The 15060-nt window shown below is 64.9% G+C and carries 14 protein-coding genes; 5 read left to right on the forward strand and 9 right to left on the reverse strand.

What is annotated here, in order from left to right; translation table 11 throughout:
• Window positions 1–47: 47 nt before the first annotated feature.
• From ACODTA_RS13600 to ACODTA_RS13630, 7 genes are all read right to left on the reverse strand, one after another.
• Window positions 48–1268 carry a serine hydrolase domain-containing protein gene (locus ACODTA_RS13600; RefSeq protein WP_489066445.1) on the reverse strand — a complete coding sequence of 407 codons (1221 nt, stop codon included), beginning with the start codon at window positions 1266–1268 and terminating at the stop codon, window positions 48–50.
• Complete coding sequence (locus ACODTA_RS13605; RefSeq protein ID WP_489066446.1) at window positions 1265–2212, reverse strand: aldo/keto reductase family protein; 948 nt, start codon at window positions 2210–2212, stop codon at window positions 1265–1267. The genes ACODTA_RS13600 and ACODTA_RS13605 overlap by 4 nt, the downstream gene beginning before the upstream one ends.
• A 12-nt stretch (window positions 2213–2224) precedes the next feature.
• Window positions 2225–3028, reverse strand: a complete 804-nt coding sequence (locus tag ACODTA_RS13610) for an SDR family NAD(P)-dependent oxidoreductase (protein ID WP_489066447.1) — start codon at window positions 3026–3028, stop codon at window positions 2225–2227.
• 10 nt (window positions 3029–3038) lie between these two features.
• The gene (locus ACODTA_RS13615; protein ID WP_489066448.1) at window positions 3039–4109 is read right to left on the reverse strand and encodes a phosphotransferase family protein; all 1071 of its coding nucleotides are present in this window, start codon (window positions 4107–4109) and stop codon (window positions 3039–3041) included.
• Window positions 4106–5191: a Zn-dependent alcohol dehydrogenase gene (locus ACODTA_RS13620; RefSeq protein ID WP_489066449.1), complete on the reverse strand. Its 1086-nt coding sequence runs from the start codon at window positions 5189–5191 to the stop codon at window positions 4106–4108. The genes ACODTA_RS13615 and ACODTA_RS13620 overlap by 4 nt, the downstream gene beginning before the upstream one ends.
• Window positions 5191–6471, reverse strand: coding sequence for an acyl-CoA dehydrogenase family protein (locus ACODTA_RS13625; RefSeq protein ID WP_489066450.1), 1281 nt, complete (start codon window positions 6469–6471; stop codon window positions 5191–5193). Before ACODTA_RS13625 ends, ACODTA_RS13620 begins: the two co-directional genes overlap by 1 nt.
• Window positions 6472–6550: 79 nt before the next feature.
• Complete coding sequence (locus ACODTA_RS13630; protein ID WP_489066451.1) at window positions 6551–8005, reverse strand: MFS transporter; 1455 nt, start codon at window positions 8003–8005, stop codon at window positions 6551–6553.
• Between the two features lie 165 nt (window positions 8006–8170).
• On the opposite strand from ACODTA_RS13630, the gene ACODTA_RS13635 reads away from it, so the two are divergent.
• The 4 genes from ACODTA_RS13635 to ACODTA_RS13650 all read left to right on the forward strand — a co-directional run bounded on the left by ACODTA_RS13635 (window position 8171) and on the right by ACODTA_RS13650 (window position 12496).
• Entirely contained in the window at window positions 8171–9328 is a 1158-nt protein-coding gene (locus ACODTA_RS13635) for an acyl-CoA dehydrogenase family protein (RefSeq protein ID WP_489066452.1), read from the forward strand.
• A 70-nt stretch (window positions 9329–9398) separates the two neighbouring features.
• On the forward strand, window positions 9399–10535 hold the full coding sequence (locus ACODTA_RS13640; RefSeq protein ID WP_489066453.1) for an acyl-CoA dehydrogenase family protein: 1137 nt from the start codon (window positions 9399–9401) through the stop codon (window positions 10533–10535).
• 13 nt (window positions 10536–10548) lie between these two features.
• Window positions 10549–11691, forward strand: coding sequence for an acyl-CoA dehydrogenase family protein (locus tag ACODTA_RS13645; RefSeq protein ID WP_489066454.1), 1143 nt, complete (start codon window positions 10549–10551; stop codon window positions 11689–11691).
• Between the two features lie 16 nt (window positions 11692–11707).
• Entirely contained in the window at window positions 11708–12496 is a 789-nt protein-coding gene (locus ACODTA_RS13650; protein WP_489066455.1) for an SDR family oxidoreductase, read from the forward strand.
• A gap of 40 nt (window positions 12497–12536) precedes the next feature.
• Here the strand turns inward: ACODTA_RS13650 and ACODTA_RS13655 are convergent, their stop codons facing one another.
• Window positions 12537–12923 carry a PaaI family thioesterase gene (locus tag ACODTA_RS13655; RefSeq protein ID WP_489066456.1) on the reverse strand — a complete coding sequence of 129 codons (387 nt, stop codon included), beginning with the start codon at window positions 12921–12923 and terminating at the stop codon, window positions 12537–12539.
• A complete protein-coding gene (locus ACODTA_RS13660; protein WP_489066457.1) occupies window positions 12920–13345 on the reverse strand; it encodes a PaaI family thioesterase in 426 nt (141 codons plus the stop codon). Before ACODTA_RS13660 ends, ACODTA_RS13655 begins: the two co-directional genes overlap by 4 nt.
• Before the next feature lie 139 nt (window positions 13346–13484).
• On the opposite strand from ACODTA_RS13660, the gene ACODTA_RS13665 reads away from it, so the two are divergent.
• Entirely contained in the window at window positions 13485–15041 is a 1557-nt protein-coding gene (locus ACODTA_RS13665; RefSeq protein WP_489066458.1) for an acyl-CoA synthetase, read from the forward strand.
• Window positions 15042–15060 lie beyond the last annotated feature (19 nt).

Here is a 15060-nt window from a genome sequence, read left to right on the forward strand (position 1 = left end):
CAGTCTCTCTTATTCTCGGGTCATGATCCCGATTTTTGTGGCAAATCTCAGTCGGCCAGTGCGGCGTAGATCATGGTCTTGATCTCGCGCCGTACCGGATAGGTGTTCGACGGCATGAGCTGCGTCATGAACACCATGATGACATCTTCCTGCGGGTCGACGAAAAAGGCGGTCGAGAACATCCCGCCCCAGAAAAAGTCGCCCTTCGATCCGGGGACCATCGTCGCCGCCGGATCGATAGTGGTGGCGAAGCCCAGGCCGAAGCCGGTGCCGGCATTCTCGGCCTCGCTGAACAGCGCCTTGGAATGCTGGGTGAGGTCGCCGCCGCCGGGCAGGTGATTGGCGGTCATCAGCCCCAGCGTCTTGCGGCCGATGATCCGCGCGCCGTCCAGCTCGCCTTCACCCAGCAGCATCCGGCAGAAGCGGTGATAGTCGGCCAGGGTCGATGCCATGCCGCCGCCGCCCGAAAGCTGGTTGGGCTTGCGCGCCCAGGCGCTCTTGGCGCCGGTGTCGTACATCTTCTTGGTTTCGGCGGCATTGAAGACATAGCAGTCGGGCAGGCGATGTTGCTTCGCCTCGGGCACCTGGAAATGCGTGTCGTCCATGCCGAGCGGGCCGGTGACCCGTGCCGCGATCGCCTCGTCGAGCGGTCGGTCGTCGACGCGCTGGATGATCGCACCGAGGATATCGGTCGCCACCGAATAATTCCATGAACTGCCCGGATCGAACTGGAGCGGAATGCCCGCGAGCAGCTTGATCAGCTCTTCCAGATCCGGACCTGAAAAGGCTTCGAGCCTGGCCGCGCGATAGGCGGCGTCGATCGGCGTGCGCTCCTGGAAACCATAGGTGAGGCCCGAGGTATGGCGCAGCAGGTCGATCATCCGCATCGGCGCCGTCGCCGGACGCGACGTGAAGGGCTGGTTGCCGCCACCGGCCACGAAGACGCCCAGATCTTTCCATTCGGGGATCACCCGGTGGACGGGATCGGCGAGCGCCAGCTTGCCTTCCTCGACAAGCTGCATGAACGCGATCGAGGTGATCGGCTTGGTCATGGAGGCGATGCGGAAGATCGCGTCGTCCTTCAATGCTTCGCCGTCGCGCGCTTCGCCCTGGACCGAGAGATGCGCGATCTCGTCGCCGCGCCCGACGAGCAGGGCGGTGTGCGGCAGCCGGCCGGTATCCAGATATTTGGCTTTGAGATGCGCGGGGATGCGGGCGAGACGCTCGGCGTCGAAGCCGAGCTCGGCGGGATCGGACACGGTGATCATGCGCGGACGATCGAGGCGGCGATCGCCTCTGCCTTTTCGAAGAGCGCGGGATCGATCGAGAGACCGCTGGCGGCGGCATTGTCGTCCACCTGTTCGGGCCGGCTTGCGCCGATGATCGCCGATGCGACATTGGGTTCGCGAAGCACCCAGGCGAGCGCGAACTGCGCCAGCGTGCATCCCGCCTCGGCGGCGAGCGGCCGGAGCCGATCGACCGCGCCGAGCACCGTGTCGTTCATGAAGCGATCGATGAAGCCGCCCATCTGACCGCTGGTTGCGCGACTATCGGGGGGCGGGGCCGCGCCCGGCCGGTATTTGCCGGTGAGCACGCCTTGCGCCAGCGGCGACCAGACGATCTGAGAGATCCCGTTCGCGGCGGAAAGCGGGATGACCTCGGCTTCGGGCGCACGCCACAGCAGCGAATATTGCGGCTGGCTCGAAACGAACTTCACCGTGCCCGGCACGGCGAGCGCGTCGCGGATATTCTGCGGCGTCCATTCGGAAAAGCCAATATGGCGCGCCTTGCCCGCGCGAACGACCTCGCTCAGCGCCTCCATCGTTTCCTCGATCGGCGTCTCGTCGTCGTAGCGGTGGCATTGGTAGAGATCGATATAATCGGTCTTGAGCCGCGTCAGCGACGCATCGACCTGTTTGAGGACCTGCGCGCGCGAGAGGCCGCGATCGCTTTCGGTCATCGGGAAGAACAGCTTCGTCGCCAGCACATAGCTGTCGCGCTGCCGGCCGGCGAGCGCTTCGCCAAGGAAGGTCTCGGCGGCGCCGCGTCCATAGATATTGGCGGTGTCGATGAAGTTGATGCCGATATCGAGCGCGCGGTCGAGACAGGCGCGTGCCTTGTCCGCCTCCACGCCGACGCCGAAGGTGAGCCATGATCCGAGCGAAATCTCCGAAACCTGGAGGTCGCTGTCGCCGAGCCTGCGATATTTCACCGATAGTCGTCCTTATGCCGCGGTCTTGCCGGTTTCCTGGCGGGTCACGGGATGCGAGCTCGAAAGCCCGCCATCGACCGCGATCGCCTGTCCGTTCACATAGCTGGATTCGTCGGATGCGAGGAACAGCGCCGTGAACGCGATCTCTTCGGGCTGCCCCGCGCGGCGCAGCGGGTTGAGCCGGCCGATCTTTTCCTCGACGCCCTTTTCGCGCGCATAGACGAAGGCGCGCTCGGTCATGCCCGTTTCGATGAGGCCCGGGCAGATCGCGTTGACGCGCACGCCTGTGCCCGAAAGCTGCTGCGCCGCCGTCTGCACCAGATTGATCACGCCCGCCTTCGACGCGGAATAGGCCGGGCAGCCCGCGCCCGATCGGATGCCGGCGACGCTGGCGGTGCAGATGATCGAGCCGGACCCTTTTTTCATGATCTCCTGCGCGGCGTGCTTCACCAGCAGGAAGGGGCCGACCAGATTGACCTGCAGGATCTGTTGCCAATCCTCGACACTGTGTTCGAACAGGCCGGTCAGCCCGCCGGAAATGCCGGCATTGGCATAGGCGATGTCGAGCCCGCCATAGGACAGCCGAGCGGTTTGGACGAGGTTCTTCACATCCTCCTCCTTGCCCGCGTTCATCTGGATCGCGTTGACCTCTCCGCCTTCGTCGCGGATCAGCTTCGCGGTCTCGTGCACGCTGTCGGCCTTGTCGCCGATCACGAGGCGCGCGCCGTTGCGCGCGAAAAGCAGCGCGGTCGCGCGGCCGATCCCCGATCCCGCGCCAGTGATGACCGCGCTCTTGCCCTGCAACCGTCCGACCATATCGTGTCTCCTATTCCGCTCCCGCCTTCACCGCGAAGCTCCAGGCCGCCCTGGCAAGCGAGGGCGCGCGCGCGGCGGTCGCCTCTGCCTGCGCGCTCGACGCCGTACCTTCGAGGATGCGCTTCCTGATGCCCTGGACGATTCCGGTGAGCCGGAAGAGGTTGTAGCTGAAATACCAGTTGAGATCGGGAACGCCCGAACGCCCGGTCGCGACGCAATAGCGCTCCACCGTTTCCTCGATCGTCGGGATGCCGAGCGCGGGCAGGTCGAGACCCCTGATGCCCGAACGGCCCTCAGGCTCGGTCACCCAGTTCATCAGCAGATAGGAGAAGTCCGCCAGCGGATCGCCGAGGGTCGAGAGTTCCCAGTCGAGCACCGCCAGCACGCGTGGTTCGGCTGCATCGAAGATCATGTTGTCGATGCGATAGTCGCCATGGACGATCGACACGCGATCCTGCGCCGGCACCGTTTTCGGCAGCCATTCGATCAGCCGTTCGACCTCTGGCATATGCTCGGTCTCCGACGCGCGATATTGCTTCGTCCAGCGTCCGACCTGACGCTCGAAATAGTTGCCGGGCTTGCCATAGTCGCCAAGGCCCACCGCTTCGTGATCGATGGTGTGGAGTGCGGCGAGCGTATCGATCATCGCGTTGTAGAGGCCGCGCCGCTCGTCGGGCGCCATGCCGGGCAGCGATCCGTCCCACAGGTTGCGGCCCTCGACCAGGCCCATCACATAGAACATCGATCCGATCACGCCATCGTCGGCGCACAGGCCATAGGGCCGCGCCACCGGAAAGCCGGTTGGATGAAGCGCGGCGATCAACCTGTATTCGCGATCGACCGCATGGGCGGAGGGCAGCAGCGGGCCGAAGGGCTTGCGGCGCAGTACATAGGCGCCGCTTGCCGCATCGATGCGATAGGTGGGGTTGGACTGGCCACCCTTGAACTTGGTCAGCCGGATCGGCCCTTCGAACCCTGCCACATTCGCCGCCATCCATGCCGTCAGCGCGGCTTCGTCGAGTCGGTCCTTCTCGGGCACCTCGATGGTGCCGGTCATGCTCGCCTGGGCATCGCCGGTCATGCGTCGAACACGATCACGGTGCGGGCCGAGTCGCCCTTGCGAAGTTCGTCGAACGCGTGGTTGATCCGGTCCAGCGGCACACGCTCCGCGATGATCGTGTCGAGATCGAGCAGGCCGCGCATGTAGAAATCGACGAGACGCGGGATATCGACCGGGAAGCGGTTGCCGCCCATGAATGCGCCCTGCAGCTTCTTGCCCGACAGCAGGTCCATCGCGCTGAGCCCGGTCTTGTGGTCGAGCGGCATCATGCCGAGCACCGTCGCGGTGCCACCGCGACGCAGCAGCTTCACCGCCATGTCGCCCGATGCCGGCCTGCCGACCGCTTCGATCGCGTGATCGACGCCGCCCTTGGTGAGCGCGACGATTTCCCCGACCGCGCCCTCCGCCGATGCATCGATCGTGTCGGTCGCGCCCAGCTTTTCGGCGAGCGCGCGTTTCTCGGGCACCGGATCGACCGCGATGATCCGCCCCGCACCCGCGATGCGCGCGGCATTGACCGCCGCGAGCCCGACACCGCCGCAGCCGACGACAGCGACGGTTTCGCCTGGCATCAGCCGGGCCACGTTGAACACCGCGCCGGCGCCGGTGGTGACCGCGCAGCCGAGCACGCTGGCGCGGTCGAGCGGCATGTCCGGGTCGATCGCGACACAGGCATGTTCGTGGACGAGCATCAGTTCGGCATAGGCCGACAGGTTGAGCATCTGGTTGATCGGCGTGCCGCCCATGCTCAACCGGGGCGGTTCGCCCTTCTTGCGGCGGGTGTCTCCGCCCATGCAGAGCGACATCCGCCCGGTGACGCAGAATTCGCAATGACCGCAAAAGGCGGACAGGCAGGTGACGACCGCGTCGCCGACCTTCACCGTCGTCACCCCTTCGCCGACCATCTCGACGATTCCGGCCGCTTCATGGCCGGGGATCGCCGGCAGCGGATGTGGATAAGCGCCGTCGACGAAATGCAGGTCGGATCGGCAGACGCCGCACGCGACGGTGCGGATCAGCACTTCGCGGGGACCGGGCTTGTCGACCGTGATCTCCTCAATCGTGAGCGGCGTCTTCGCCTCGTGGAGGACGGCGGCCTTCATCAGCGCGCTCCCGCCGCGGCCTTGGCGGCGGCGATCGCGTCGCGCCCGCCATGCTTGCCGAATTCGAGCCGGGCGATGGCGCGGTTGTGCACTTCGTCCGGGCCGTCCGCCAGCCGCAGCGTGCGGATGCCGGCATAGGCCCTGGCCAGTCCGAAATCCTCCGACACGCCGGCGCCGCCATGCGCCTGGATCGCATCGTCGATGATCCGCAGCGCCATGCGCGGCGCCGCCACCTTGATCATCGCGATCTCGGCCTGCGCGGCCTTGTTGCCCGCCTTGTCCATCATGTCGGCGGCCTTCAGGCAGAGCAGGCGGCACATCTCGATATCGATGCGCGCTTCGGCGATGCGCTGTTCCCACACGCTGTGTTCGGCCACCGCCTTGCCGAAGGCCACGCGCGACAGCAGCCGCTTCGCCATCTTCTCGATCGCTTCCTCCGCCACGCCGATCGTGCGCATGCAGTGATGGATGCGGCCCGGCCCGAGGCGCCCTTGCGCGATCTCGAAGCCGCGCCCTTCGCCGAGCAGGATGTTCTCGGCGGGCACGCGGACGTCTTCGAGCTCGATCTCCATATGGCCGTGCGGCGCATCGTCATAGCCGAAGACGGGCAGGTGGCGCAGGATCTTCACGCCCGGTGCGTCGAGCGGCATCAGGATCATCGATTGCTGCGCATGGCGCTGCGCCTCGAAATCGGTCTTGCCCATCAGGATCGAGATCGTGCAGCGCGGATCACCTGCGCCCGAAGACCACCATTTGCGGCCGTTGATCACATAATTGTCGCCGTCGCGCGTGATTCGCGTCTCGATATTGGTCGCGTCCGACGACGCCACCGCCGGCTCGGTCATCAGGAAGGCCGAACGGATCTCGCCGTCCATCAGCGGCTTCAGCCAGCGATCCTTCTGGTCACGCGTGCCATAGCGGTGGAAGACTTCCATATTGCCGGTATCGGGGGCGGAGCAGTTGAACACTTCCGATGCCCAGCCGATGCGGCCCATTTCCTCGGCGCACAGGGCGTATTCGAGGTTGGTGAGGCCGGGGCCGTCGAATTCGAAACTGTCGTCGACATGGGGGCGACCCGATGCCGGCGGCATGAACAGGTTCCAGATGCCGGCGGCCTTGGCGCGCGCCTTTTCCTCCTCGATCACCGGCAAGACCTTCCAGCGTCCGCCCTCCGCCTGCTGCGCATGATAGTCATGGTCGCGCGGGCGGACATGCGCCTCGATGAAGTCGCGGACGCGGTCGCGCCAATAGGCTTGCCGCTCGGTCAGGGTGAAGTCCATCGCGTCTCTCCTGCCTCAAGATTTTCGATCGTGCCCGACAGCCGAAAGCCGATTCCGGCCAGCTTGTGAACCCCGAATTTCAGCCATCGGCCGCATCCTTGCCGCCTTCCGCTACGGCAAGCTGGCGCAGTCTCGCTTCATGTTCGGCGCGGCCGAACGGGAATTTCGTGAAGATCCATGCCGCACACAACCCGATGAAGACGGTGAGGACGGCATAGGCCATCATCAGCCGGGTGATGATCGTTGAGTCGATCGCGGTGGGCCGGGCCTCTGCCGGAAAGCCGATCGCGCCGAGCAGCGCGCCCGACAGGAAGATGCCGACTCCGGTCACGCATTTCTGCGTGAAGAAGAAGCCGGCGAAGAACAGGCCTTCGGCGCGTTTTCCGGTCTCCGCCTCGGACGCTTCGGTGACGTCGGCCACCATCGATGCGGTGAGGATCATCACGCCGATGCCTGCCGCCGTCGAGAGCGCCATCAGCGTCAGGAAGATCGGCATCATCAGCGGCGACTGATTGCCGGGGAACAGGCCAGCCAGTCGCAGCCAATAGGGCAGGGTGGAAAGCGCGATGCTGACGAGCGCGAGCATGGCTGCGGCATCCTTCTTGCCCAGCCGGCGCGAAATGGTGGCCACGCCGAGAAAGGCGAGCACGACACCGGCGAAGAGCGCCAGGGCGTAGGTGATGAAGGCGGCCTGCGGAAATTCCCAGACGAACAGCAGAAGATAGTTGCTGAGCGCGAAGGTGAGGCCCTGATTGGCGAAGGCGAAGAGCGCCGCCGCCATCAGGATCAGGAAGGGCCGGTTGCGCAGGGTCGAGGCGATCGCCCGCAGCGTGGGGCCGAGCGGCAGTCGCTCCGGGGCTGTCGGCGAACGGCGCGCATAGTTGCGGTGCGTGCCGATCGCGGAGACGAGCACGGCGACGAGCATGATGCCCGCGCCGACCAGCGCGAAACGATGATAGCCGTTGGGGTTGAGCTGGCCGACCGGATAGCCGGGTTCCGGCACCAGCAATAGTCCGAAGGCCAGCATCAGCATCGCGAGGCCACCCGCCCAGCCGAACAGATAGCGATAGCGCAGGACGGCGGTGCGTTCGTGATAATCGCGCGTGATTTCCGGCGCGAGCGCGAGCGAGGGCACTTCGTAGCAGGAGACGACCGCGCGCACGAGGATCGCGATGCCGATCAGATAGGCGAACTGCACGCCTGGCGCGGCATCTGGTGGATTCCACAACAGGATCCAGACCAGCGCGATCGGCACGGCAGACAGATACAGCCAGGGATGGCGCCGGCCCCAGCGCGAATGGGTCTGGTCCGAAAGATGGCCGACCATCGGATCGATACAGGCATCGACGAGCAGCGCGATCATGATCGCCAGCCCGACCTGGTGCGCGGGCAGGCCGACCACTTGATTGTAGAAAAGCAGCAGGAAGACGGAAAAGCCGTTGTCCTTGATGCCATAGGCGACCGCGCCGAAGCCGTAGGTCAGCTTGGTCGCCAGCGGCACGTGACGGGGCGTGGATTGGGGCTCGAATCCCAAGCGCGATCCTCTCTCTTGCGCCACGAGCATGGGCGGCGGCACGGGCGCGGTCAATGCATGTGCCGCTGACGCTACGGCACCCGCGATTCCCGCAGAATCCCTTGCTTGCAGGATTTTGCAGCCATAGTCTTGCCCCTGAAATCCACGCTCGGAGAGGAGCTGACAATGAGCGATCTGGAGACTTTCCGCGCCGAAACGCGCGCCTGGCTGGAGGCGAATTGCCCGCCCGAGATGCGCGTGCCGGCGAAGGACGAGACCGACTTTTGCTGGGGTGGCCGCAATCCCACTTACAAGAGCCCGGCGCAGAAGCTTTGGATGGACCGGATGGCCGAAAAGGGCTGGACGGTGCCAGACTGGCCCAAGCCCTATGGCGGTGCCGGTTTGTCGCCCGCCGAAACCAAGATCCTGCGTCAGGAAATGGCCTCGCTCGGCTGCCGGGTGCCGCTGTCCTCGTTCGGAATCTGGATGCTTGGCCCCGCCCTGCTCAAATTCGGGACCGAGGAGCAGAAGGTCCATTATCTCAACCAGATCGCCAAGGGCGAGATCCGCTGGTGCCAGGGCTATTCCGAGCCGGGATCCGGTTCGGACCTGGTTTCGCTCCAGACCTTCGGCGAGGACAAGACCGATCACTGGGTCGTCAACGGCCAGAAGATCTGGACGAGCTATGCCGACAAGGCGGACTGGATTTTCTGCCTCGTCCGCACCGACAAGGATGACAAGTACAAGGGCATCAGCTTCCTGCTGTTCGACATGCAGACGCCCGGCGTCTCGACCAAGCCGATCAAGCTGATCTCGGGCAATTCGCCCTTCTGCGAAACCTTCTTCGACAATGTCGTGGTCCCCAAGGACCAGATCGTCGGCGAACTGAATCGCGGCTGGGATGTCGCCAAATACCTGCTCGGCCACGAACGCGAGATGATCTCGGGTGCAGGCAATGCGCCGGTCGGGTCGCTGGGGGCGATGCACAAGGATCTGATGGCGGCCGACCCGATCCTGCGCGGCGATATGGCGCGGCTCGATATCGACACGCTGGCGTTCCGCGCGATGGGCGAGAAGTTCATCGACGAGATGAAGGCGGGCAAGGCGCATCCCGCCCAGCCCAACATGATGAAATATTTCGGCACCGAGTTGAACAAGCGGCGCAACGAACTGGCGATGGCGGCGGGCGGATCGGATGCGCTGGAATGGGAAAGCGAGGCATCGACCGGTGGTGCCAAGGCGCGCGCGTGGCTGCGCACCAAGGCTAATTCGATCGAGGGCGGCACCAGCGAGGTGATGCTCAATGTCGTCGCCAAGCGCATCCTGGACCTGCCGGGCGCCTGATTCACAGAGGACGACGCGCCTATTCCCCATTCCAAATACCGCGCGGTCGCGCGGATCGAAGGATCAGACCATGCCGCTTTACCACACCGAAGATCAGGCGATGCTCAAGGACACAGCCGCGTCCTTCATGCAGACCGAAGCACCGACCACCCATTTCCGCAAGTTCCGCGACATGAATTGCAAGGACGGCTTCTCGCACGGCCTGTGGAAGCAATTCGGCGAACTCGGCTTCACCGGCATCCTGGTGCCGGAGGATCAGGGCGGGCTCGGGCTCGGCCATGTCGAGGCGGGAATCGTGCTTGAGGAAATCGGCCGCAATCTTTCGCCCTCGCCGTTCCTGACCACCTCGGTCGTCGGCGTCGAGGCGCTGAAGGCCGCCGACGCGGCGCTGCGCGAGCGCTGGTTCCCCGGCATCCTCTCGGGCGAGACCGTGCTGGGCCTGGCGATCGACGAGGGCGCGAAGCACAACCCCGCCGCGATCGCGATGAAGGCGGAGCGGGCGGGCAACGGCTTCAAACTCACCGGCCGCAAGCAATTCGTGATCCAGGGCGCATCCGCAGACATGCTGATCGTCGCTGCGCGCACGGCGGGCAGTGCGGGTGAGCAGGATGGGCTGACCCTGTTCGCGGTCGACAAGGATGCCGCCAATCTCTCGATGGAGGCCGCGCGGCTGGTCGACAGTTCGATGGGCGCGCATGTCGTGTTCGACGGTGTCGAGGTGGATGCCGACGCCGTGATCGGCGAGGTCGATCAGGGCTGGACGGTGCTTGCGCAGGTGCTGCGCGCCGGGCGGACCGGCGCTGCATCGGAGATGGTTGGCGTTGGGTCCGCCGCGATGGACATGACGGTCGACTATCTCAAGCAGCGCAAGCAGTTCGGCCGACTGATCGGCGAATTCCAGGCGCTGCAGCATCGCGCGGCGCATCTCTATTCGGAAATGGAAGTGGCGCGCGCCGCCGTGCTCAAGGCGCAACAATTGCTCGACGAGGGCAGCGATAATGCCGACCTGATGGTTTCTGTCGCCAAGGCCAAGGTCGGGCAGGCCACCGGCCTTGCGGTGCGCGAAGGCGTGCAGATGCATGGCGGCATCGGCATGACCGATGAATATGACATCGGCCTCTATATGAAGCGCGATCGCGCGCTCCAGGAATTCATGGGCGACGTCAATTTCCACACCGACCAGGTCGCGCGCGCGCACGGTTATTGATGGGGTAAGGTCGATGGCGCTGGATCCCGAGACCTTCGACGCCCTGATCGACGCGGTGCGCCGCTTCGTCGCCGAGCGGCTGCGCCCGCGCGAGGCGGAGGTGGCGGAGCGCGACGAGATCCCGGACGATCTGATCGAGGAGATGAAGGCACTCGGCCTGTTCGGCATGTCGATCCCGGAGGCTTATGGCGGCCTTGGCCTGTCGATGCTCGAGGAACTGAAGGTCGCTTTCGAGCTTGGACGTACCAGCCCCGCGATGCGCTCCGCCTTTGGCACCAATGTCGGGATCGGCAGCCAGGGCCTGGTGATGGCGGGCACCGATGCGCAAAAGGCCGAATGGCTGCCGCGCATCGCGACGGGCGAGATCGTGACGAGCTTTGCCCTGACCGAGCCCGATGTCGGATCCGACAGCGCGGCGGTGAAGACGCGCGCCGTGCGCGATGGTGATATTTATCGCCTGACCGGCACGAAGCGCTTCATCACCAATGCGGACAAGGCTTCGCTTTTTACGGTGATGGCGCGTACGGGCGGAGAAGGGGCGCACGGCGTATCGGCGTTCCTGGTGCCAGCCGATCTACCCGGCCTGTCGATCGGCAGCCCGGAAAGAAAGATGGGGCAGCAGGGTGCCCATGTCTGCGACGTGATCTTCGACGATGTACCCGTGCCCGCCGCCAACATGCTGGGCGCCGAAGGAGAGGGGTTCAAGGTCGCGATGCGCGTGCTCGATCGCGGGCGGCTGCATATCGCCGCCGTCTGTGTCGGCGTGGCGGAGCGGCTGATCGCGGACAGCGTCGCCTATGCAACCGAACGGCGCCAGTTCGGCAAGCCGATCGCCGAGCATCAACTGATCCAGGCGATGATCGCCGATTCCAAGACCGAGGCGCTTGCTGCGCGCGCCTTCGTGCTTGACGTCGCGGCGAAGAAGGACGCGGGCGAGAATACGACGATGGAAGCGGCGGCGGTCAAGCTGTTCGCCTCCGAAATGGTCGGTCGCGTCGCGGATCGCACCGTCCAGATCTTCGGCGGTGCGGGCTATATTTCCGATTATGGGATCGAGCGCCTCTATCGCGACGTTCGCCTGTTCCGCATCTATGAAGGCACCAGCCAGATCCAGCAGATCGTCATCGCCCGCGAGACTATCAGGCGCGGCGGATAAGGGAGATCACACCGTCATGAACATCGCCAATCTCTTCAGCCTGGAAGGCAAGGTCGCGCTTGTCACCGGCGGATCGCGCAATATCGGCAAATGGATCGCCGAGGGCTTCATCGCACAGGGCGCGAAGGTCTATATCTCGTCGCGCAAGGCCGATGCCTGCGCGGAGGCGGCCGAGGAACTGGGACCCAATTGCATCGCGCTTCCGCAGGACGTCTCGACCGTCGAGGGCTGCAAGGCGCTGGCCGCCGCGCTGACCGAGCGGGAGCCGAAGCTCGACATCCTCGTCAACAATGCGGGCGCCGCCTGGGGCGAGCCGTTCGAGGTGTTTCCCGAGTCGGGCTGGGACAAGGTGATGGACCTCAACCTCAAATCGCCCTTCTTCCTGACCCAGGCGCTGCACGGCGCGCTCAAGGCAGCGGCCTCACCCGATCGGCCTTCCAAGGTGATCAATATCACCTCGATCGACGGACTCCGCCTTAATCCCTGGGAAACCTATAGCTACCACGCGTCGAAGGCGGGGCTGATCTATCTCACCAAGCGTATCGCCGCGCGGCTGGTGAGCGATCACATCAACGTCACCTCGATCGCGCCGGGCGCCTTCGCGTCGGACATGAACAAGGCCGCGCGCGACCATGGCGATTCGGTCGCCCGTCGCATCCCTTCGGGGCGCATCGGCGTGCCCGACGATCTGGCCGCGACGGCGGTGTTCCTGGCCAGCCGTGCGGGCGATTATGTGGTGGGTGAGACGATCGCGGTCGATGGCGGCATCGTCAACGCGCAGGCGGGTGGAAGCATTGATCCCTGAGGTGGAGTTAGGTTCGGGCTGAGCGCGAACGGTCCGTCGATCAATCCCGCACGATCAGGATATTCATCCGCGCGGCGGCGATCACCTTGTCGCGCTCATCCTGCCAGGCGAAGGCCTCGACATTGGCGATGCGCGTGCCGACGCGGGTGACGATGCCCACGGCGCGCGTGTCCTTCTCCCGGCCACCGCGCATATAGTCGACGGTGATGTTGATCGGCTTGAAGCGGGGCTTGGCCTCGCCCTCGAACTGGGCGTGGAGTGCGCCGATCGCAGCCATTTCGAGCATGCCGGCGATCGCGCCGCCATGCAGGAAACCCGGCCGGCCCATCACGTCGTGGCGGAACGACATGGTCAGCACGGGCGCGCCGTCCTGATATCCGTCCGTCGAGAGGCCGAGCAGTTCGGCATAGGGCGGCAGCCAACTCATTTCAGCGATCCCGTGAACATATAGGTGCCAGCGACATGCGCGAGTGGATCGTCGGGATCGCCGTCATGCGCCTGGCCGCGGATGAATGCGATGTTGCGGGTAACGCGATAGCATTGGCCGCGGCCGACCACTGTCTTGCCCGGTATGGCGGGGCGCAGATAGTCGACACGCAGGTCGAGCGTGGCCTGAGGCTGGAAATTGCCGGTCTTCACCCAGATCGAGATGCTTGTCGCCATGTCCATCAACGAGACGATCGGCCCCGATGCGAGCACGCCCGTGTCCGGATCTCCGATGAGTTGCGGCGAATAGGGCAAGGCGAGTTCCGCCCAGTCATCGCCATGCGCCCTGTATTCGATGCCGAGCACGGCATTATGACCATGTCGCCGGATCAGCTTGAGAAAACGTGCGGGATCGAACTCCATTGGATTCGCCTAGCCTTGAGTGCGCGGCTCCGCAACGCGGACCGCCGATCGAATTTTCGGCGATAGCAGGTGACAATGCGGGGAGTCTCGCTAGGATGACGTTTACGGAAAGGGCAGGCCAAGCGACCTGCCTGCCGGAATGGAGAGCCGATTGACCCATCCCAGCCATCATGCCCGCACCACCCCACACAAACCGGCGGTGATTTTCGGCGATACCGGCGAAACGATCGATTATCGCACGCTCGATGCGCGATCCAACCAGGGTGCGCATCTGTTTCGGCGGGTGGGGTTGGAGCAGGGCGACACCGTCGCTTTCCTCTTCGACAATCATATTCGTTTCTTCGAACTGGCCTGGGCGGCGCAGCGGTCTGGTCTCTATTATGCCTGCGTCTCCGCGCGGCTGACGCCGCCCGAAATCGCTTATATCGTTCGCGACAGTGGCGCGAAGCTGCTGGTCGCGTCCGAGGGGGTTGGGGAAGCCCTTGCGGCGCTGCCCGATCTTTTCGCCGATCTGCCACGCTTCATGATCGGCGCGCCCATGCCGGGCTGGCGCGACTGGATCGCCGAGATGGATGTGGAACCCGAGACTCCGATCGCGGACGAGGGCGCCGGTACCGATATGCTCTATTCCTCGGGCACCACCGGCCGGCCCAAGGGGGTTCGCCAGGGCTTGCCGCCGGGCGGAGCGATCGACACGCCTAATGCGCTGACGATGATCGCGCAGCATGTCTTCGGTTTCGATGCCGACAGCATCTATCTCTCGCCGGCGCCGCTCTACCATGCTGCGCCGTTGCGCTGGAGCATGGTCGTCCACCGGCTTGGCGGAACGGTCGTGATGATGGCGCATTTCGATCCGGTGCAGGCGCTGGAACTGATCGAACGCCATCGGGTCACCGTCAGCCAATGGGTGCCGACCCACTTCATCCGCATGCTCAAATTGCCGGAGGCGGAGCGCACCCGTCACGATCTTTCGTCGCTGCGCTCGGCCATTCATGCGGCGGCGCCGTGCCCGATCCCGATCAAACAGGCGATGATCGACTGGTGGGGCCCGGTGATCGACGAATATTATGCCGCATCTGAAGCGATCGGCATGACGGCGATCCGCTCGGCCGACTGGTTGGCGCACAAGGGATCGGTGGGCCGCGCAGTCTATGGCGTCGCGCATATCTGCGACGAGGATGGCAACGAATTGCCGCCGCGTACCGAAGGGCTGGTCTATTTCGGCGAGGGATCTGAATTCAGCTACCATAATGATCCAGCCAAGACCGCCGAGGCGGCGAACCGGCACGGTTGGCGGACGGTGGGCGATATCGGCTGGCTCGACGAGGATGGCTACCTCTATCTGACCGACCGCAAGAGCTTCATGATCATCTCGGGCGGGGTGAACGTCTATCCGCAAGAGATCGAGAATCACCTCGTCACCCATCCCCGCGTCGCCGATGTCGCGGTGATCGGTGCGCCGTGCCCGGATATGGGCGAGCGCGTGATCGCGATCGTCCAGCCGCTGGACATGGCGGAGGCTGGGGAAGAGCTGGCCGCCGAACTCGTCGCCTGGTGCCGCGAAAGCCTGTCCGGCCCCAAGATCCCGCGCCAGATCGATTTCCTGGCGGAATTGCCGCGTCATCCCACGGGCAAGCTCTACAAGCGCCTGTTACGCGATCAATATTGGGGGCAGGCGGGCAGCCGCATCGTCTGAACATGTCTATCCGGAGCCG

It is taken from the genome of Sphingomonas sp. FG14 (assembly GCF_057809675.1).